Source organism: Gimesia maris, from assembly GCF_008298035.1.
GTDB lineage: Bacteria > Planctomycetota > Planctomycetia > Planctomycetales > Planctomycetaceae > Gimesia > Gimesia maris.
On sequence record NZ_CP042910.1, the window covers coordinates 7,751,219 to 7,770,587 of the forward strand.

Consider the following 19,369-nt stretch of genomic DNA (forward strand, 5'->3'; position numbering starts at 1 on the left):
AAAAGAACCCCGAAAATGCCGACTGATTTTCCGTTTACGTACGATTTGACGCAGAAACTGCCGGTGGCCTTGCCGCTGCAGTGCCTGGAAATGCTGTTCGGGAATTCCCCTCAATATGAATTCTTTGAATAATTCAGACGTTTTTCAGTGCATTTTCAGACGCGCCAGGTTCTTCTATAGTTGATAAAATAACTTGTACATCTATAAAGAGAGTGCAGAGATTTTGTAATCAACTGGCAAACGGATCCATTTGGATCCAGGTTTTTTAATGACAACAGGAGACTGACATGGACAAGCAGACAATGATCGCAAACCTCAATGAGGACCTGGCGAGTGAACTCGCTGCCATCATTCAATATACCACGTACGCTGCCAAAGCGACCGGCCCCTATCGACCGCAGCTGACGCAGTTCTTTCTGGCGGAAGTCCCCGATGAACTGGGACATGCTCAATTTCTGGCGAATAAAATCGTCGCCCTCGGCGGAGAACCTGTCACGGTTGCCGGTAAAGTGACCGCAGCACACACCAATCATGAGATGCTGGAAGCAATCCTGGTAGCCGAAAAAGAAGCGACCGCCGGGTATACCCAACGCGCCAAAGAAGCCGAAGAACTTGGCGACAAAGGTTTGGCCGTTCAACTGGAAGATATGGTCCGCGATGAAAGCGGGCACGCCGAAGAAGTCGAACGCATCCTCCGGGACTGGCCACTATAAGCATAAGCCGTCTAACGGCTCTCAAGACAGGTCAGTCAGATTCTTTTTCTGACTGACCTGTTTAGGGTCTTAACTGGATGTCCCAAAGAAGAAGGGCATCAGTTGATGGCCTTTCGGCAGCAGCAGATTACTGGCGCCAGCCGTGATTTCATCATAACTGCCGGCCTGGTCCGGGCGGACATTCTTGCCACAAATGGCGAAAGGCACATATCCATGGCTGTGAGTTTTGGTGCGTAGAAACGTGGGATGATCGGGGCAGACCAGGATCCGGTAATCACCCTGAGATTTCAGGTAGCCATGTACCGGGCCCACGATGTGCTCGTCGATATTCTCCAGGGCTTTGACCTTTTCTTCCACTTCCCCTTCATGGGATGCTTCGTCGGTCGCCTCGACATGCACGACGACAAAATCCGTATTCTTCAATGTCTCAATCGCAGCCCGTCCTTTGGCAGCATAATCGGTATCGATATACCCGGTAGCTCCTTCGACTTCAATCACATCCCAGCCCAGCAGGCGTCCCAGCCCCCGCAGCAGATCGACGGCGGTGATCACAGCCCCCGTTTTGTTAAACTGCTCCAGAAACGGTTTCAACGCCGGTCGACTTCCCTGACCCCAGAGCCAGATCTGAGTTGCCGGCGGCTGACCGTCAGTTCGCTTCTGGTTCTCTGCCGATTTCGTAAACAGTTTTTTACTCCGCTCCATCAGATCCAGCAGCAGTTCACTGCCTCTGCCGGACGGCAGATCGTGTTCGATCGGCTGGTCGGTTAAATCATGGGGAGGCGTTGTCGAAGTGCCTGTATCGAATGGCCGATCATCGGCATCTTTCGCGCGGTAAATGAGCAGGTTCCGATAGCTGACCCCCTGGTGAAATTCCCACTGGGGTTCCTCCGCCGTCGCTTCCTGCAGGAGGGCCACCAGCTCTGCACCGACATCATTGGGGAGCTGTGATGCGGTAAAGCTGGCCATGTTCCCATCAGCAATCGTTACGAAATTACAACGGATCGCCCAGTCATGGGGTCCCAGTTCAATCCCCTGTGCCGCCGCTTCCAGCGGTGCGCGACCCGTGTGATACACCAGCGGGTCGTATCCAAACAGACTCATCGTCCCCACATCACTGCCGGAAGGCATGGAAGCGGGAACCGTATCTGTACGTCCCAGAATTCCTTCTGCGACCACGGCATCCATGTGGGGGACATTGGCTGACTGCAGAGGAGTTTTACCCCCCAGTGCATCCTGCGGTTCGTCCGCACAACCATCGGGAATCACGAGCACATATTTCATATCAGGGTACTTACTGTCAGGCAGGATCTGGGAGAACTGGAAAAGAGAACTGTTTTGTCCTCAATATCCTGAATTTTCGTCTTTCCTGCAAGTAATCAGAGTCAGGAAATGTCGAGACAACCCTTGATCGCAGCCTGTGCAGCACATCGAGAACGCATCACATTTAACCACAGCGTCTCGCGATCTGTTATCCTCGGTCCAGACGGACCTGGAGACGCTGCAGTGGAACTGGAAACCGTCCAGGAACATGAAGACCCTTATTGAGGAGCAGGATCCTCTCCGACAAATTCCTGTGGTGGCGTCATTTCAGCAGTGATGACCTTCCATGAATCGCCCATTTCACGAAACTGATTGAAATTTTTCGGCGTGTAGGAAAATTCCAGTTCAGGCGTTTTCATCAAGGCCTGTCCCTTTTCAAAATAGGAGTGCATGGCGGCATCCAGTGCGCCGGTCATCAGCAGGGTGCGCTCACAGGGGTAGGGTTCTTCCTTGTGCACAAACAGATGTTGAATCGCATGTGAAAATGCCCGGAACAGGTTTCGGTTACCCCAGGGCCCCGGGAAGAACGTGGTCGCTTTCGGCTGCGCTTCACCTTTGACCTGGCAGGCAAAGTTCCAGCGGACGCCGTTCGCACCGATTTTCAGCATCGTGGCGCGAAATCCATCCTTGTATTCCAGCAGGATCCCATGCGGTTCTGCTGCCCCTTCCGCGCCGATCGGATCGAACAGACCCCGCTTTTTCTTGCCCAGTTCCGCCTGCATGGCTGCTTCTGCCAGCTGCATGGACCAGCGTCCCTGGCGGCCGGCTTTGATCAGATCATCGCCTTTCAGAAACTGAACCGTTGAAATCCCCGTTTCGCCTCCTTTACGGAATTCGACCATCGACTGCAGGACTTCAAGTCCGTGGATATCGTATTTCTCAATCGGTCCTCCATGAATCGAGACCGCGTCTTCCAGTTCCGTGCCAGAGGGAATTTCCAGCGGAATCGTGCGTTGTGCCAGCGGAACCGAACTGCCGACCATCATCGGGAATTCGTACTTCCGCGAAGTGTCATACATTTCCCGGGCCCAGTCCCAGCGATAAGAAAAATGTTTGTCACTGAAGACCGGGACAAAGCGTTTTGATTTCTCCATAACCGCCACGATTTCATCAAAGAACCGTTTGCGCGGGTACCTGGTCTGTCCGAATTTGGTATCAGGATAATCGCCGTGCTCACCAATCGAAAGCACTGCGTCTACCGCCAGTTCATCACCGCCGAGAGTCAACGCGTCTCCGATTGTCTTATAAAAGGGGATCTCATATTTTTTGGCAATCCCCCGGGAGAGATCCCGGTCCGTAAACTGATCGCCGTAGAAAGAGACGACATCGCACTGTGGTTGCTGAAGCTTACCGTTAAACAGGTACGGCCCTAAAAACGGATGCAGAATATGAAAGGCATGCGACAGATAAAAACACTGTGTGTAGATGGCAGCGACTTGCGGACGTTTGTTTTCCTCGGCGGCATGCAACGCCTGTTGCTGCCAGTTCAGGCCGGCAGTACCAGCAAAAGCGGCAGCACTCAGCTTTAACATTTCACGCCGGGAAAGAGAGGACAGGGACTGGTGAGAAAAGGTATCCGTCATGAGGTTGACTCCAGTGGTGGGCTAATTGAGGCGAGACTCAGTTTCCATCGTATCAAATCATATTGATCTCTTCACCAGTTTTTTTCGGAAGCTCTACTATTTCTCTTAGATTTTTCCAGTCATCCTCAGGGACCGGGAATAAAAAAACTGCGATGCAAAGCACAGGCTTCGCATCGCAGTGAGATCATCAATCTTCTCGTGTCTCAGGAATTATCGCATTTTCGCACAGATGGCTTCTGCCATCTCCTGAGTTCCGACGGCGGTTGGATCGTTACGATCATCTTTCAGGTCGTAGGTCACGTCTTTACCTTCTTCAATCACGTCAGCAACTGCCTTGTCCAGCTTCGCAGCCGCTTCGTGTTCGCCGAGGTAATCCAGCATCATCTTACCGGACAGGATCAGGGCAACCGGATTCACTTTATTCTGCCCTTTGTATTTAGGAGCAGAACCGTGGGTCGCTTCGAAGATCGCGGCTTCGGTTCCGATGTTCGAACCAGGGGCAACCCCCAGGCCACCCACCAGGCCGGCACACAGGTCACTCAGAATGTCACCGTACAGGTTGGAGGTCACGAGCACGTCGTACAATTCCGGTTTTTGCACCAGCTGCATGCACATGTTGTCAATCAGACGCTCATTATACTCGATGCTGCCACCACAGTCGGTCGCAATGCCTGCCAGCTTCGGATCGGCTTCGACGCCTTCTGACAGTTCATCCCATTCAAATTTAGCGCCGTAGGCTTTCGCGACAGCCCGTGTTTCATCATACCACAGACCATCAGTGAACTTCATGATGTTTGCTTTGCAGATCGAAGTCACAGACTGGCGTTTGTTGTCGACTGCATATTTGAAAGCGTAGTTACAGATATCGCGAGTACCCTGGTAAGACATTGGCTTGATACTGACGCCGGTCTCATCAAGGGGAGTATTGATCTTTTTACCCGTCGCGAATTCGTTGATCTTTTTGATCAATTCCGCTGTTTTTTCCTGACCCGCCTGAAACTCAACGCCGGCATACAGGTCTTCTGTGTTTTCTCGTACCACGACCAGATCGACATTGGAGTCGGCAAAGTAGGTCCGCACACCTTTGTAGGTTTTACAGGGGCGGATGCAGGCATACAGGCCCAGTTCCTGTCGCAGGAACACGTTCACACTGCGGAAGCCTTTTCCGATGGGTGTGGTGATCGGTGCTTTCAAGGCGATTTTGTTGGCCCGGATCGAATCCATCACACGATCTGGAACGCCACCTTCAGCTTCAATGACTTCGATTCCACATTCCTGAACATCCCAGTCGATTTTCACGCCAGTGGCATCAACACATTTTCTGGTTGCCTCGGCGATTTCCGGTCCAACTCCATCACCCGGAATTAGTGTGACTTTATACATCGTTTCCTCTAATACTTCTGACAAAAAGGGAATGCGACCAGGTTCTCAAGTGTTATGAATACCACGCTACGAGCCTGCTGACTCTTGAAACCAAAGGCCATACTGGTTGATACTGATTACTTAGCTCACAGACAAGCAGTGACCGTATCAAAACGGAAATCGCTTTTCAACTATACGCGATAGCCCGCGCCTACTTTTCACATCAATCAGGGATTCTCATGATCCAGCGTATTTTCAGGAATTACCTGCTCCGACACCAGAACAGAGCCAACCAGATCCTGCACCTGATTGGTGTCCCGCTCACTTTTGGGGGACTGATCGGATTTGGCATCGCGGGAAACTGGATTTATGCGGGAATGGCATTTTTTGCTGGATATGCCTTACAGTTTCTGGGTCACGCCATCGAGCGGAATGATGCGGGCGAACTCATTTTGATCAAGAAACTACTTGGGAAACCCTACACGGAATTCGGACCTGAGACTCAAATTCAACAGAATTTTGACCATTCGTCAAAAAAGTCAAGTTGTAACGATTAAATCGCCGATACCGAATGTAGTGATTCTACCAACTAGACTCCCTGCCCTGCGCTCTTGCGACTATTTTGCGACAAGGTTGTCTTACAGCAGTTGGTAATTTCTCCCTGAAAGTACTATCGATTATGAACTTAAGTGATTATGAACATACACTTTATGCCCATAATCGTCGTTCATGTCTTGAAGGATAAAAACATGAACCTTCGCCAGAAGTTACACCAGTTTTTCTGTGGATGCCTGATTACCAGTCAGCTTGTTGGCTGTCACGGTCTGGGTACCGATACCGATCTTCATTATCTCGGGGACAAAGAGCTCCAGTATTATGAGGATGTCGCCACTAAAATTGAATACCCGGCGGTCTATGAAGAGACACCGGAAGAGATCACATTTTCAGGGAAACCACGGACGCTGACGGATCGTTCGCAGGATGAAATCTGGGATTTACCCCTGATGGACGCAATTCATCTGGGGCTGGCCAACAGTGAGGTCATCCGTGTTTCCGGTACGCTGGGAACCAACGGCAACGCACTGTTAAATAATCCGGATGGCACCCCTTCGATTTATGACCCTTCCATCCAGGAAACCAACGTGCTGTTGGGTGGATCGCGTGGTGTCGAGGCGGCATTGTCGGCATTTGATACTACATTTACTGCGAACATGCTCTGGGGCCGCTCCGAACAGGTGCAGAACAGCCCGTTCTTTGGTGGTATTCCCGGCGGTACACTCACACAGGAAACCGGACAATTTCAGTCTGGTCTGTCCAAAACATTCGCGAACGGCGGCCAGTTTGCCCTGTCTCATAACTGGAACTACACAGGCAGTAACGCCACCAGCCAGCTGTTTCCTTCTACCTATGCCGGAAACGCGGGACTCTCTTATCGCCAACCGTTCCTGGCAGGAGCCGGCGTTGATTACACCCGCATTGCCGGTCCGATTGGTTCCGGATTCACCGGAATTACCGGGGTCAGCCAGGGGGTCGTGATTGCCCGCATCAACAATGACCTGGTACTGGCAGATTTCGAGCGAAACGTACGGAACCTCATTTCTGATATTGAAGAAAGTTACTGGCAACTTTACCTGGCATACCGCCTGTATGATACACAGGTGGTCGCCCGGAACTCTGCACTTCGCAGCTGGCGGGAAGCCCATGCAAAACTGGAAGCCGGCGGTACCAGAAACTTCAAACCCGCTGATGAGGCACAGGCGAAAGACCGTCTGTTTGAAACACAGTCACTGGTTCAGTCAACTCGCAGCGATATCTACACAGCAGAGAGCCGCTTTCGACGGCTGGTTGGTCTGCCGGTGAATGATGGAAAAATCATTCGACCGATCGATGACCCGATTGCAGCAGAATTCACTCCTGACTGGAGTATGTGTCTGACTGAAGCCCTCGTACATCGCGTCGAATTACGTAAACAGAAATGGAACATTAAAAGTCTGGAATTCCAGAGAATGGCTGCCACCAGTCTGACCAAGCCACGGTTGGACCTGGTTTCCAGCTACCAGGTGAATGGCTTCGGCGATCGTCTGTTGAGCCAGAAAAACACCGATGGCGTCACTTCACAGGGTCTGCATAGTGCTTATGGAACCCTGATGGATAATGACCAGGACAGCTGGACTGTTGGCTGGGAATTCAGTATGCCCCTTGGTTTCCGCTCGGCACATGCCCAGGTGGAAAACCTCGAATTCCGCCTCTCGAAAGCACGAGCCGTGCTCAAAGCACAGGAAATGGATGTCAGCCAGGAACTGGCGATCACCTTTCAGGACCTGACCAAAAACTATGCGACGGCACAGTCCAACTTTAACCGCTGGCGTGCGGCCCGCAGACGTGTGGAACTGTTTGACGCCGAAGTTCAGGCAGGAACGACAACACTCGATACACTGTTACGTGCCCAGTCCTCACTGGCTGCCGCCGAAACCGAATACTACCGCTCACTGGTGGCCTACAACGTGGCGATCAAGAACCTCCACAAATGGAAAGGCACACTGCTGCAACATAACAATGTGCATCTCATGGAAGGTGAATGGTCTCCGGTTGCCTATCAACAGGCTGTGCGACGTGCCTGGGCCAGAACACACGGAGTCGACGCTCATAAACTGCGAAGCAAACCGGAACCATTTGTTTCGGATGGCTACATCGGAGAAGTGGGTGTCATGCCTGCAGCCGAAGGTCAATCGTTCTCCTCAGGACAGGAAGGGATGACACCGGATATCCTGCCAGTTCCGGAACCGGGAATGACCCCGGAATATGCTCCCCCGGCACCTGCCACGTCAGGCGAACCGGAAGCACGTCTGCAACTCAACGAAGATACTCAAAGTCGAAACCCGTTTGTCCAGTCCGACATCGAGAACGCGGTGAAAATCGCGCTCGAGTCGGAACCACCGGCGCCTCAGCCCAGGATTAAACAGGTTTCTTCCACACAGCAAGAGCTGCCGATTGCTGACACTGAGAAAAACCTTGAGGTTGAGTTCATGCCCGCCACCAGTTTTGTAGAGTGAGCACTGACTGTGTTCCGTGTTGCTATAGCGTCTCCAGGAACAATTGAAGCGAGTATAGCAGATTGGGAGACGTTACCGCCAAAAGCGATGCATCCTGAAACAACAAATGCACGCATTGCCCTGATTGCACAGCTTCCGCTGACTGCGAATTTGGTCCTTCAATTTTTTGAAAAGACCTTTACGAATTTCAGTATGCATTTCCATAAACAGGTGCTAGTTTTAAACATAACTTTCGTTTGATTCATCGCTGACGCTTGTTTCACACAAAAATACCAGTATCGATGTCCATCTCCATCGATTGTTGTTTCCTGATGTTGAGCTGTCTTTGCGCTGACGATACTTCCATTTTGTCAGACCTGCGCAGACAGTTCACACTGAGTTTTCGGGATTGAACACCCGCCACTGACCAGGCCTGTGGAAAGCATACAAAAGATAATCAATGGTGGCTGGACGAATTCCTCGTCTTCTAAGACTGATTGCGCTGTTACAGTCGGGACGTGTTTACAACTCTGCACAACTTGCCAGCGAATGTGAAGTCAGTCGCAGGACCGTCTTTCGCGACCTGAAAACGCTTCAGGAATCGGGGATCTACGTTCTGTACGATGATGAGAAACAGGGATATCAGCTTCCCTGGAGAACCATTGTCCCGTTTAAAGACCTCACCTTCGAAGAAGTCCTTGCCCTGTTTGTGCTCAGCCAGGATCTCGACAAAACCATCGTGGGGTTGCCACTGGATGGCATTGCACATACCGCGTCCGCCAAAATTCTCAGCAGTTTACCCGACGCATTGCGCGAGCAAGTGATTGAAGCGGCTCAGTCCATATCTATCTGGCTCACACCCTGCAATCCGTCGCTGCGGAACGAATTGCACTATAAAACCATTCTGAAAGCAGTCACATCAAAACAAAACGTGCGGATTCAATATGTCTGCCCGAACGAGCAAAAAACAGCCTCTACCATGCTGAGCCCGTACCATATGCTCTATTCGAATCGCCAGTGGTATGTAGTAGGACGCTCCTCCGTCGATCGGGGGATCAAAGTATTTCCGATTCAGAAAATGATCAAATCTGAACTGCTCGACGAAAAATTCAAAAAACCCTCCCGCTTTAAGCTCGACCGCTATCTCGACCATTCCTGGGATCCTGTGCGGCAGTCATCCAGAACCGTTTCTGTGAAAATTCGCTTTGAAAGCCAGGCTGCTCAGACTGTCTCACAGATCATCTGGGACAAGTCACAGGAAATCCGTAAGCTCAAAGGGGGTGCCATCGAATTCCGGGCACGCGTTGGTGACCTGGAACAGATGACTGACTGGCTGCTGAGTTTCGGGAACCAGGCGGAAGTGATCTCCCCCCCCTCACTGCGAAAACTGATCAAAACCCGTATTTCTGAAATGTCACAGATTTACAGTAAGAAATCGAGCCGGAACTGATTTCAAAATCAAGGCGAACTTCTTTGTCAATCAGCTGTCTAAACTCACACATCACCCACAAACAGCTCTCACAGATTTTGATAAAGATCGCGCATGTACACTCACATCGACTTCACAGCCGATTATTCTGTGAAACCTCTCAAAATCCCGCATCAAACTACTGACCTGCCTCACCATTAGGTTTACTATTTCAGGGTAGGAAATCCGTACCTCAACGCAGGAAATCTGCTAATTTCCGCTTGAAGAGCGCCCGAGAACGTGTGTCTGACCGCAGCCATTGCGTATGATGTTACCAGTCACACAGATTCAAAACTCCCCGTGGAGGGAACCAGATCCCGTCCCGGGAATATCCCGTTATCCAGACCAGAGCAATCACCGGTTTCAGAAACGAATCCGCAAATGGCTCTGCTATCAGTTAAGACCCCGTTTTACGGGTAGTAAGAAGTGGAGATTCTCTCCACAGACAGACAAAAGATTAAATTGAAGTGAGGAAAGACAAAATCATGTCAGATGGAATTCAATTCGCGGCACGGACAACCGTCGAGCAGGTGGAAGAAGGAAATGAACTGGCCCCCAAATTTGATCAAGACGGTTTAATTCCTGTCGTAACGACCGACTTTACGTCGGGTGAACTGCTCATGCATGCTTATATGAATGAGGAAGCACTCAAAAAAACCATCGAACTGGGCGAAGCCGTTTACTGGAGCCGCAGCCGACAGGTACTCTGGCACAAAGGTGCCACCAGCGGGCTCGTACAGAAAGTCAAAGCTCTGCTGATTGACGACGACCAGGATACCATCTGGTTAAGGGTCGATGTCATGGGAGGCGGAGCCAGCTGCCACGTAGGCTATCGTTCCTGTTTCTACCGCCGCGTGCCCGTGGGTGAAGAGACGAAAGAAAAAGGCCTGGCACTGGAGTTCACCGAAACAGAAAAAGTATTCGACCCCAAAGATGTCTACGGAGACGCTCCCAATCCGACCAAACTGTAAACTGTACCACGAACACAGGTGACCTATGAGCCAATTCAGTCGACGTGACTTTCTCGCTGCCTCCCTGGCTGCGACAGGCACTGCATTTTCCCTTGATGAGTGGGCCTGCGCGAATCAGGCAGACACAACCCGCAATCCGAATCTGCATATCGCGGCCTTCCGGTTTGATGTTTCTCCTCCCAAAGGGCATTCCCTCTGCGGCGGCTGGATCAAACCGGTCGTAGGATATGACGATTCACTGGAAGCCATCGGCTACGTTCTGCTGGGAGCCGGCAAACCGATTGTCGTCTGCGCCGTCGACTGGACCGGGCTGCTGAATGACGCTCATATCGCCTGGCGCACTGCGCTGGCTGAAGCTGCCGGTACCACCATTGATCGGGTGGCCGTTCAGTGTGTGCATCAGCATAACGCGCCGTTCGCCTGCCTGAACGCCGAACAGATCATCCTGGAACAAGGTGACCTGCCGCACATCGTCGAGCTCGACTTCTTCAATGAATGTCTGGACAAAGCCCGTAAAGCAGTCACCGCGGCCCTTCCCAAAGCAGAGCCCGTAACGCATGTTGCACACAGCCAGGGGAAAGTCGACAAGGTCGCCTCCAACCGTCGGATTGACCGCGACAAAAACGGGAAAATTGTCCGCATGCGAGGTAGCAGTTGCAAAGACGAGACCCTGCGAAGCATGACCGAAGGGACTATCGATCCATTCCTGAAAACGATCGCCTTTTACAACAAAGACAAAAAACTGGTCTCCTGTCATTACTATTCGACGCATCCCATGAGCTATTACGGCGACGGACGCGTCAGCAGTGACTTCACCGGTATCGCCCGTAAACAGCGTCAGCAGGAAGAACCAGGCTGCACACACATTTATTTCACAGGCTGTGCCGGGAATGTATCAGCCGGCAAGTACAACGATGGCACCAAACCCCTGCGGGGGATTCTGGCAAAGCGCATCTATGATGGCATTATCGCTTCCGAAAAAGGGCTCAAACCGGAACCGGTCGGACAGCTGACCTGGAAAACACATGACATTTTACCTCCCGTTCGCAGCACTTTCAGCGTAGAAGAATTGACGAAGACAATTTCCAACAAAGACAACAGCGTTGTGAATCGCAATCGACCCTCCTACACGCTGGCCTGGTTACAACGGGTCGAGAAGAAAATTCCGATTACACTCAGTTCTCTGCAGATGAATGATATCAAAACGCTGCACCTGCCGGCGGAGAGCTTTATCGAGTACCAGTTGCGTGCACAGAGCATTCAGCCTGATCAGTTTATCGCAACAGCCGCTTATGGAGATGGCGGACCCTGGTACATTCCCGTCGCGGAAGAATATCCCGCAGGTGGCTACGAAGTCAGTGTGGCCTTCTGCGATCCCGGTATTGACGCCGTGATGACGCAGGGCATGAAATCTCTGCTGGACAGTTAATAATATCAATCAGCGTATTACGAATTACGTTTATTACGAGGTCGAAATAATATCATGGGTATGACAATCATGCGGCGGATCAAGTTTAATGCGGGTCACCGCTTATTCCGCCATGAAGGGAAATGCCAGTTTTTTCATGGTCACAATTATGTGGCCGACTTTTATGTCACCGGTCCCGATACAGACGCGGTCGGACGCATTATCGATTTTGCGCACCTCAAAAGCCTGCTCAAAGGCTGGATCGATGAAAACTGGGATCACGGCTTCCTGCTAAATATCGAGGACGAGAACGGCTTGAACGCGATCCGCATGGTCGAGCCCACCAAGTACTTCGTACTGCCCTACAATCCCACGGCGGAAAACATGGCCCGCTACCTGTTGGATGAAGTCTGCCCGAACCTGCTCAACGACCTGGGCGTCCAGGCTGTCAAAGTCGTCATCTGGGAAACCGAAGAATCGTGTGCGGAAGCAACCATCGATCAGAAAGACAAATCCGAACACAGTCTGCTGGATGCGTTTCAGACCGATTCTTTTCCGACCGGCCTGCACTGGTAAGCCTCGCGGAATCCAGTCGACAACAAACTCAACAAAAAAGCTCTGGACTGATCTGGTCCAGAGCTTTTTTATTTATCGTTTTTTCGCTTCGCAGCTTAGTCTTCTGCAACGTAAGGCAGCAGACCGATGAAGCGAGCTCGCAGCACGGCTTTACGCACAGCACGCTGATACAGGGCTGAGGTGCCTGTGCGACGACGAGGCAGAATACGTCCTTCGCGATCCAGGAGAGAACGCAGTGTTCTCAGATCCTTGTAATCGACATAGACGGGACGTGGAATGTTACCATCCGGGCAGAACCGACATTTGAGCTTCTTTTTCAGACGAGCTCGTTTTTTCCGCCGTTTGACAATCTCTTTACGTGATAAACCGACTGACATTCTGTTTTCCTTTTTCATGCGCCGTAAACTAGGGACACCCGAAAGCCGGGGCGACGCTGATTTCCTGTTGCTGGCTGGAATCGAAGATCACACTCTTCGACCTCGTGGGAACGATCAGCTTACCAGCTTGATTTCTTCATGCCGGGAATCAGGCCATCTAAAGCCATATCCCGCAGAGCGATACGCGAAATCTGGAACTTGCGATAGTTGCCACGGGGACGTCCGGTCAGCTGACACAGACGGCGGAGACGGGTTTTGCTGGAACTACGGGGCAGTTTAGCAAGCCCTTCGTAATCACCTTTTGCAACCAGTTCTGCCCGTACAGCGGCGTACTTTTCAACCAGTTTTGCGTTTCGTTTCTGTTTTTCAATCTTCGATTTGGAAGCCATTTATATACCTTCTGCGACAAATTCCAAAATAGGGAACGACAGTTATACTGCCCGCCACGCCAGATCGTCAACTTGGCGGGCTGTTTTCAAAGCAAAATCAACTAAAAAAACGCAAACTTCAACGCGAACCCCTGCTCGCAGGCAGCGACAAAGTGTACATGCGCGCTATTTTTTCTCTTTGGGGGGCTGCGGTCGAAAATACTTCATGGATTCCACCACCACCGTGCGACGGGTCGCGATGCGTACCAGCAGCGACAGAAAATAGTTACCCCAGCCGGATACCGTGTACTGCCGCTTCTTCTCCAGCGCCTTCAGACCGGTTTTGACCACCTGGTCAACGGTCTGATAACGATGTTTCTTCAACCAGCCTTCCACACCGGCGACATCAAAAAACTCGGTCTGCGTCGTTCCCGGGCAAAGGGCCGTTACCGTCACACCTTTATCGCGGGCTTCGGCCCAGAGGCCTTCTGTGAAATGCAGCACATAGCTTTTACTGGCCGCATAAGCTGACATGTAGGCAACCGGTTGAAACGCAGCAACCGAGGCGATGTTGATAATCCCCCCGTGCTCCCGTTCCATCATCTCGGGCAGATAAAAATAAGTCAGGTCTGTCAGGGCACCAATATTCAGTCGGGCCATCTGCATCACCCGTTCCCGATCCGTCGCTGCGATATCAGAAACCACACTGAAACCCGCATTGTTAATCAGCAACTCAACCTGCACGCCCCGCGCTTTGACTTCGTCATACAGTCGGGCAGGGGCCTCCTGCTCGGAAAGATCCAGCACAACCACTTCGGTTTTTGTGCCATGCCGGGTCAGCAGTTCTGCAGCCAGTTCTTCCAGTTTCTCTTTACGTCGGGCCGTCAGCACAAGATGCATTCCCCGGGCAGCCAGCCGGTGCGCAAACTCCAGGCCGATTCCGGATGAAGCACCCGTAATCAGAGCCCATCGATCAGAATATTCATCTATCACTGCTGACTCTCCAGAAGTATCCTGTTTGGAGACTGAGATTTCCATTTTGAAAAGAGGTCGGGAAGAAGTGCTGCCCGCGTCCTCGGAGATCGTAATTCAATTTCCCTCTGTTGAAAACCCCGTAACCACTGATAATAAACTTACTTTGATCGATTTTTCACCCTTTTTTCATTGCTCAATCAAGTCAGAATCAGAATTCGAGGAGAAAAATGACCCCTGTCGACAGACTCAGCCGCGACGAAGTACGCAGTGTTGACCAGCGCACCATCGAGGAATTCGGCTTACCCGGCGTCGCCCTCATGGAGAACGCCGGCCGTGGCGTGTTCGAACTGCTTACCTCTCTGAAAGCAACGGGACCCGTGAAAATCTGTGTTGGCAAAGGCAATAACGGCGGCGACGGCTTTGTCATCGCCCGTCATCTCGATAACGCCGGCATGCCTGTCGAAATCTATCTGCTGGCGGATCCCTCAGAACTCAAAGGGGACGCCGCCATCAATTTTCACGTGGCGCGACGCATGGAAATCGACATGCACATTGATCCCGACCTGGATCAGCCGGACGCATTCTGTGAATTCCTCAATTCAGCCGACTGGATTGTCGATGCCCTGTTGGGGACCGGCGTGCAAGGCACAATTCGCGAACCCTACGCCACCGCGATTTCAATCATCAATCAGGCACCGGGTTTCAAGCTGGCGGTCGACCTGCCTTCAGGCCTCGATTGCGATACCGGACTACCACTGGGCGAATGTATTCACGCCCATCAGACCGCGACCTTCGTCGCCGAAAAACAAGGTTTCGCCAATCCCGATTCCCGGCAGTACACGGGGACCATCCATGTTCTGCCAATCGGTGCACCACGCAAAATCGTGCAGGATCTCCTGCAAAAACAGGATTCCGGCGAAAATTGATCCGTTTTCCGCTTTGTGTAAAATCAATGCAAACTCAAAAAATAGCCCGTTTCAGTAAAACGGGGGTTCTCAAAACCTCTTCTCACGCTGTATATTAGGTAGCAGACGGTGCACGCGATTTCCGGAATCTACAATCACTGTTGGCTTTCTCATGTCATTCCCTGTGAACGGAAACAGGGCAAGGTTCGTCTCCATGGACAAAAATTTCTGGTATCTGAAGAACTGCGATCTCTTTGAACGCTTGAGTCAGGATCAGATTGCGCATGTCGAACGTAATTCCTCGGTTCGGAATTTTGCACGCGGAAATATGGTTTACCTCCCCACAGAAAGCAGCGATTCGGTTTATCTGCTCCTGTCCGGCAGAATCAAACTCTATCATCTGACAACCGAAGGAAAACAGGCCCTGCTGGCGTTGATCGAACCCGGCGAACTCTTCGGCGAGCTGGCCATCCTGGGTGGTGGTGAACGCGAAGAATATGCAGAAGCCATGCTCAAAGCCTCGATTCTCCGCATCCCGGGGCAGATCATTCAGGATCTTATGGAACATCACGCGACCGTCTCGCTGGGCGTGACCAAGCTGATGGGCTTAAGGCGACAACGGATCGAACAGCGCCTTAAATCGCTACTGTTTCGCTCAAACCGCGATCGTCTCACTCATTTACTGCTCGAGTTAGCAGAAAAATATGGACGCTTCACCAATGAAGGAATTCTGATCAACATCAAGCTCTCGCATCAGGAACTGGCCAGCATCATCGGCAGCACGCGGGAAACCGTGACCGTGCTGCTGGGCGAACTTCAGGACGAACGCAGCATCGACATCCAGAAGCGACACATTATCTTACGGAAAGCCCGGTACCTGGCACATTCGATTGATTTTAAACTGACACCCGCCTTCCAGTCGAAACCAGATCAGTCGGGTGAATTCGTCTTAAGAGGAGCCGAAGCCTGAAATAAATCCCGCCATTCTCCCCACAGTCAGCTGAAATGCAGGGAAACTGTATGCTATCTCACAGATCATACGGGCACTGGCTACGATAATAAAAGCAGGGGAAAAGTCCCACAAAAGAAAGAAAGCAGAATTCCTGCTGATGTAGCAGGAGGTTTGAACATGAACAAAAACAACCCAACTCCATCCTCAATCGATACCGAAACAGAATGGCGCGACTGCGCACCAGGTGACCTGTGTCAGTTTGTGTCAGCGATGAAAAAACGTAAGCAGATCAGCCACCTGATCACCGGTGCCGAGATCCTGACGGTCTGCCTGGTCGTCGGCCTGATTGGATTCGTCGGCATGTATCAGATTTCGGGCTCCGCGGGCTCCTCCGGCGATCAGATTGCCGGCAAAAAAATGCCCGGAGGCATTAACTGCCAGCAGGCCCTTGACTATGCGAATGACTATCTCGCACATCAGCTCGACCAGCATACCGAGCAACAGATGCAGGTTCATCTCGCCCATTGTCCCAAATGCCAGAAAAAGGTTGATGAAATTGAAGCTAATATGCACAATAACCCGGCCCAGCTCAAAGCCGCCCGGCAAAAGCAGGCGGACTGGGAAGCGTATGTGCTGGCTTTGAATGACTGATACTCTGTAAAGACTCGCTGATCACCTGTCTGGCACTCTGAGCGATACTGTCTGATTCCCTGAAAGGATTGAGGGGATGTCTGAAGAAGAACAACAACCCGTCAACGACGATACCAGTTCCAACGAAGACGACTTTCTGGCCGCCTTCGCTGCGAGCAGTCAGGTCGATGAAGAGATCGACGCCGATTACGAACGGACGCTGGAAGCCATCGAAGCCGTTGAACGGGATCTGGAACTGCCAGACGAACCGGCGGCCGAAGAAACCGTCGAGCAGCCGAAAAGCAGCAGTACATCGGTAAAGCGCGAAGTCCGCATTCCTCCACGTCACATCATCGAAGCCGCCCTGTTTGTCGGCGGCAAACCACTGACGACCAAAAAGCTCTGCTCACTGCTCAACGATGAGTATTCTTCTTCCTATGTCGATGATTTACTGGATGACCTTAACCGCCAGTACATCGAAGAGGCGCGACCGTATGAGATCCGCATGGAAGAAGGGGGCTACCGCCTCATCCTCAGGCATGACTTCGAACGCATTCGCAACCGCGTGTATGGCTTCGGTCCCAAAGAAGTCAAGCTCTCACAGGATGCCCTCGAAGTCCTCGCGCTCGTCGCCTATCAGCAGCCGATCAGTAAAGAGCAGATTATCGAAGCAGGCAAAGACAAAGCCAACGGCATCCTCCGCCAGCTGCTCAGACGCGAACTGATCGCCATCGAACGCAATGAAGATAAAAAAGCGGAAGTCAAATACATCACCACCGCCCGCTTCCTGCAGGTCTTCGGCTTAGGCAACATCGAAGAGCTGCCCTACATCGAATCGTTGAGTCACAAGTAAATCCTCAGACTCGATACTGGCCCATGATCACAATATCCTGATAGACCCCGTCCAGGCATCTCGCGAACCGCTTCACGCCTTCCACCTGGTAACCGTGTTTGCGATACAGGTTCAGCGCGACTTCGTTATCGGCAAACACTTCCAGCTCCAGCCGTTTCAATCCCTGTTCCCAGGCATGTGCCATCGCGCGTTCCAGCAGTTGATTACCGATTCCCTGGCCTCGAAATTCAGGGAGGACTCCCATGCCCAGTCGCGCCACATGTCTGACGGAATCGCGCACGTGAGGAATGAGTCGGCCCAGCCCACGATCTGCTGCTCGATCACGGCCACGTATTGGGCATGATTCTGTTCGACGTTATGTCTGACGTACGCCTCCATGTTCTCCAGGGAAGGGGGCTCGACGGTCAGCAGATATTTCTTTTCCGCTGCCACGCGTTGCAGCGCTGCGCGAAATCCAGCGAGATCATCTAATTCAATTTGTCTGACTCTGAAGCCCATGATTCGGGACTCGTCAAAGGAAGTAACACATTTGAAGTACGGTCTTGTCTTCTACAATCCCTACGTGAAGACGGTTACAAACACGTAAATCAATGACACGCTCCCGAGGGAACGTGTTCGGTTCAGCCTGTCAGAAGCTCAAGCAGATTTGCTGCCCCGACCCTTAAACACGGAGATCAGTAAAAAGACAACGCCGGCGATAATCCACTTCACCATACCCCGGTATTTACGGAAACCGCCTCCTTCGACTGTACCTGTCGGGGGCTTAGGGTTACTGGCCATCACCGATTCGGCCCAGTCTTTGCCAGCGTTTTGCGTCCAGCTGAGTTCATCCTGAGGCGCATAGCAATAGAGAAACAGAACTTTGCCGTCTGTATCCAGAAAGGTCGTCGTACAACAGACCACATCATCCAAGTTCTCTCCCGCCGCGGACACGTTGTAAGTCACGAACATGGAGAATGCCATTGCATTCGGGACATCGTAATGTGGGTCGAGGGGCACCACCTGCGAAACCTTCATCGCAAAATCCATATCGAACTCTTTACTGATTCCCTGATTCAATTTATCAAACAGATCGGGCAACTGCTTTTTCAACGTCTCTGTAATTTTCCTGTTTTCCTGGATCGCTGCTTCTTTCAGTTTTGCAAAATCCCCGGTACCCAGCTCTGCGGTTTTCAGTTTTTTATTCACCTTCAGCATGAAGGTCCTGTCGAGGGGCGGCATTTGTCCCGCTTTCGCTGCGGCGACAGCTGATTCGGGAATATAATAGGCCAGCAGATCGTTGGCAGGATCGGCCAGATTGCGCGCCAGGCGATAAACGTCCCCCATGTCAGGAGTCACCCGCGCATAGCCTGCCGGAGCCGGGACTTCAATTTTTTTATCACCGATTGTGAAACTGTCTGCTGAAACGGTGGAATGAAAACAACACAGCAGCATGATACCTGTCAGCAGAAATTTCATCGGAGTCCTTTTTCTGTTCCTGAACCTTCATCGAATAGAGACATCCGAATATCATGCCATAATGTTCCCGATGACTCCAATGAAAAATGTGTAAATTCAATCAGATCAACAAATCCACAGAGCAAACTCTGTGACTCAAAATTGTCACTCTCTTCCCTTTGAAACACCAGTCCACAGACGGTAACCGGCCCAGACCGCAATCCCCAGCCAGGCAAGCGACCACAGTCCCAGTGAACGGTACATCGCCATCCTGCCTTCCATCCCGCCAACATTGCGCGGCAGAAAGATTTCGCCCACAATCAGACTCGCAAAGCCGAGCAGGGCACACAAGGAGAACACAATAAGAAATATCCAGTATTGTTTACGGGTAATGGGAAACTGTTTCACGTTGGTACCTCTACTATGATTTTTGATTTCT

The 19,369-nt window shown here is 51.6% G+C and carries 21 protein-coding genes; 12 read left to right on the forward strand and 9 right to left on the reverse strand.

The genetic code is table 11. From position 1 onward, the window contains the following. The first annotated feature begins 287 nt into the window (after nucleotides 1–287). On the forward strand, nucleotides 288–713 hold the full coding sequence (locus GmarT_RS29010; RefSeq protein WP_002644999.1) for a ferritin-like domain-containing protein: 426 nt from the start codon (nucleotides 288–290) through the stop codon (nucleotides 711–713). Between the two features lie 69 nt (nucleotides 714–782). Here the strand turns inward: GmarT_RS29010 and GmarT_RS29015 are convergent, their stop codons facing one another. After that, nucleotides 783–1,994 (reverse strand): cofactor-independent phosphoglycerate mutase, encoded by a 1,212-nt coding sequence (locus GmarT_RS29015; protein WP_002644998.1) that lies wholly within the window; start codon nucleotides 1,992–1,994, stop codon nucleotides 783–785. A 108-nt stretch (nucleotides 1,995–2,102) separates the two neighbouring features. Between GmarT_RS29015 and GmarT_RS29675 the strand changes: the two genes are divergently transcribed. Continuing rightward, a complete protein-coding gene (locus tag GmarT_RS29675; protein ID WP_155367971.1) occupies nucleotides 2,103–2,258 on the forward strand; it encodes a hypothetical protein in 156 nt (51 codons plus the stop codon). Here the strand turns inward: GmarT_RS29675 and GmarT_RS29020 are convergent. Beyond that, a complete protein-coding gene (locus GmarT_RS29020; RefSeq protein ID WP_002644996.1) occupies nucleotides 2,252–3,616 on the reverse strand; it encodes a hypothetical protein in 1,365 nt (454 codons plus the stop codon). The two genes, GmarT_RS29675 and GmarT_RS29020, sit on opposite strands and share 7 nt — an antisense overlap. A gap of 210 nt (nucleotides 3,617–3,826) precedes the next feature. Continuing rightward, the gene (locus GmarT_RS29025; RefSeq protein ID WP_002644995.1) at nucleotides 3,827–4,999 is read right to left on the reverse strand and encodes an isocitrate/isopropylmalate dehydrogenase family protein; all 1,173 of its coding nucleotides are present in this window, start codon (nucleotides 4,997–4,999) and stop codon (nucleotides 3,827–3,829) included. 218 nt (nucleotides 5,000–5,217) lie between these two features. On the opposite strand from GmarT_RS29025, the gene GmarT_RS29030 reads away from it, so the two are divergent. From GmarT_RS29030 to GmarT_RS29055, 6 genes are all read left to right on the forward strand, one after another. Then, nucleotides 5,218–5,535 carry a DUF962 domain-containing protein gene (locus GmarT_RS29030; protein ID WP_002644994.1) on the forward strand — a complete coding sequence of 106 codons (318 nt, stop codon included), beginning with the start codon at nucleotides 5,218–5,220 and terminating at the stop codon, nucleotides 5,533–5,535. Nucleotides 5,536–5,727: 192 nt separating this feature from the next. Next, nucleotides 5,728–8,031 carry a TolC family protein gene (locus GmarT_RS29035; RefSeq protein WP_052301227.1) on the forward strand — a complete coding sequence of 768 codons (2,304 nt, stop codon included), beginning with the start codon at nucleotides 5,728–5,730 and terminating at the stop codon, nucleotides 8,029–8,031. A gap of 439 nt (nucleotides 8,032–8,470) precedes the next feature. Further along, nucleotides 8,471–9,460, forward strand: a complete 990-nt coding sequence (locus tag GmarT_RS29040; protein WP_002644992.1) for a helix-turn-helix transcriptional regulator — start codon at nucleotides 8,471–8,473, stop codon at nucleotides 9,458–9,460. Nucleotides 9,461–9,963: 503 nt separating this feature from the next. Continuing rightward, the gene (hisI, locus tag GmarT_RS29045; RefSeq protein ID WP_002644991.1) at nucleotides 9,964–10,449 is read left to right on the forward strand and encodes a phosphoribosyl-AMP cyclohydrolase; all 486 of its coding nucleotides are present in this window, start codon (nucleotides 9,964–9,966) and stop codon (nucleotides 10,447–10,449) included. Between the two features lie 25 nt (nucleotides 10,450–10,474). Beyond that, the gene (locus GmarT_RS29050; RefSeq protein WP_002644990.1) at nucleotides 10,475–11,878 is read left to right on the forward strand and encodes a hypothetical protein; all 1,404 of its coding nucleotides are present in this window, start codon (nucleotides 10,475–10,477) and stop codon (nucleotides 11,876–11,878) included. A gap of 54 nt (nucleotides 11,879–11,932) precedes the next feature. Next, a complete protein-coding gene (locus GmarT_RS29055; RefSeq protein ID WP_002644989.1) occupies nucleotides 11,933–12,433 on the forward strand; it encodes a 6-pyruvoyl trahydropterin synthase family protein in 501 nt (166 codons plus the stop codon). Nucleotides 12,434–12,528: 95 nt separating this feature from the next. On the opposite strand, the gene rpsR is transcribed toward GmarT_RS29055, so the two are convergent. The 3 genes from rpsR to GmarT_RS29070 form a co-directional block, all read right to left on the reverse strand. Next, nucleotides 12,529–12,810, reverse strand: a complete 282-nt coding sequence (gene rpsR / locus GmarT_RS29060) for a 30S ribosomal protein S18 (RefSeq protein ID WP_044236819.1) — start codon at nucleotides 12,808–12,810, stop codon at nucleotides 12,529–12,531. A 119-nt stretch (nucleotides 12,811–12,929) separates the two neighbouring features. Further along, entirely contained in the window at nucleotides 12,930–13,199 is a 270-nt protein-coding gene (gene rpsN / locus GmarT_RS29065) for a 30S ribosomal protein S14 (RefSeq protein ID WP_002644987.1), read from the reverse strand. Nucleotides 13,200–13,364: 165 nt separating this feature from the next. Further along, nucleotides 13,365–14,171, reverse strand: a complete 807-nt coding sequence (locus GmarT_RS29070) for an SDR family NAD(P)-dependent oxidoreductase (protein ID WP_230682394.1) — start codon at nucleotides 14,169–14,171, stop codon at nucleotides 13,365–13,367. Nucleotides 14,172–14,380: 209 nt separating this feature from the next. Between GmarT_RS29070 and GmarT_RS29075 the strand changes: the two genes are divergently transcribed. The 4 genes from GmarT_RS29075 to scpB all read left to right on the forward strand — a co-directional run bounded on the left by GmarT_RS29075 (nucleotide 14,381) and on the right by scpB (nucleotide 17,493). Then, nucleotides 14,381–15,079 (forward strand): NAD(P)H-hydrate epimerase, encoded by a 699-nt coding sequence (locus GmarT_RS29075; protein WP_002644984.1) that lies wholly within the window; start codon nucleotides 14,381–14,383, stop codon nucleotides 15,077–15,079. A gap of 193 nt (nucleotides 15,080–15,272) precedes the next feature. Continuing rightward, the gene (locus tag GmarT_RS29080; protein ID WP_002644982.1) at nucleotides 15,273–16,028 is read left to right on the forward strand and encodes a Crp/Fnr family transcriptional regulator; all 756 of its coding nucleotides are present in this window, start codon (nucleotides 15,273–15,275) and stop codon (nucleotides 16,026–16,028) included. A gap of 159 nt (nucleotides 16,029–16,187) precedes the next feature. Next, nucleotides 16,188–16,661 (forward strand): anti-sigma factor family protein, encoded by a 474-nt coding sequence (locus GmarT_RS29085; protein ID WP_002644981.1) that lies wholly within the window; start codon nucleotides 16,188–16,190, stop codon nucleotides 16,659–16,661. Between the two features lie 76 nt (nucleotides 16,662–16,737). Continuing rightward, on the forward strand, nucleotides 16,738–17,493 hold the full coding sequence (scpB, locus tag GmarT_RS29090) for an SMC-Scp complex subunit ScpB (RefSeq protein WP_002644980.1): 756 nt from the start codon (nucleotides 16,738–16,740) through the stop codon (nucleotides 17,491–17,493). A gap of 4 nt (nucleotides 17,494–17,497) precedes the next feature. Here the strand turns inward: scpB and GmarT_RS29095 are convergent, their stop codons facing one another. The 3 genes from GmarT_RS29095 to GmarT_RS29105 all read right to left on the reverse strand — a co-directional run bounded on the left by GmarT_RS29095 (nucleotide 17,498) and on the right by GmarT_RS29105 (nucleotide 19,338). Continuing rightward, nucleotides 17,498–17,827, reverse strand: coding sequence for a GNAT family N-acetyltransferase (locus GmarT_RS29095; RefSeq protein ID WP_081459409.1), 330 nt, complete (start codon nucleotides 17,825–17,827; stop codon nucleotides 17,498–17,500). A 302-nt stretch (nucleotides 17,828–18,129) separates the two neighbouring features. Continuing rightward, nucleotides 18,130–18,951 (reverse strand): hypothetical protein, encoded by an 822-nt coding sequence (locus GmarT_RS29100; RefSeq protein WP_002644977.1) that lies wholly within the window; start codon nucleotides 18,949–18,951, stop codon nucleotides 18,130–18,132. 144 nt (nucleotides 18,952–19,095) lie between these two features. Beyond that, nucleotides 19,096–19,338 (reverse strand): hypothetical protein, encoded by a 243-nt coding sequence (locus GmarT_RS29105; RefSeq protein ID WP_149303559.1) that lies wholly within the window; start codon nucleotides 19,336–19,338, stop codon nucleotides 19,096–19,098. Nucleotides 19,339–19,369: the final 31 nt, after the last annotated feature.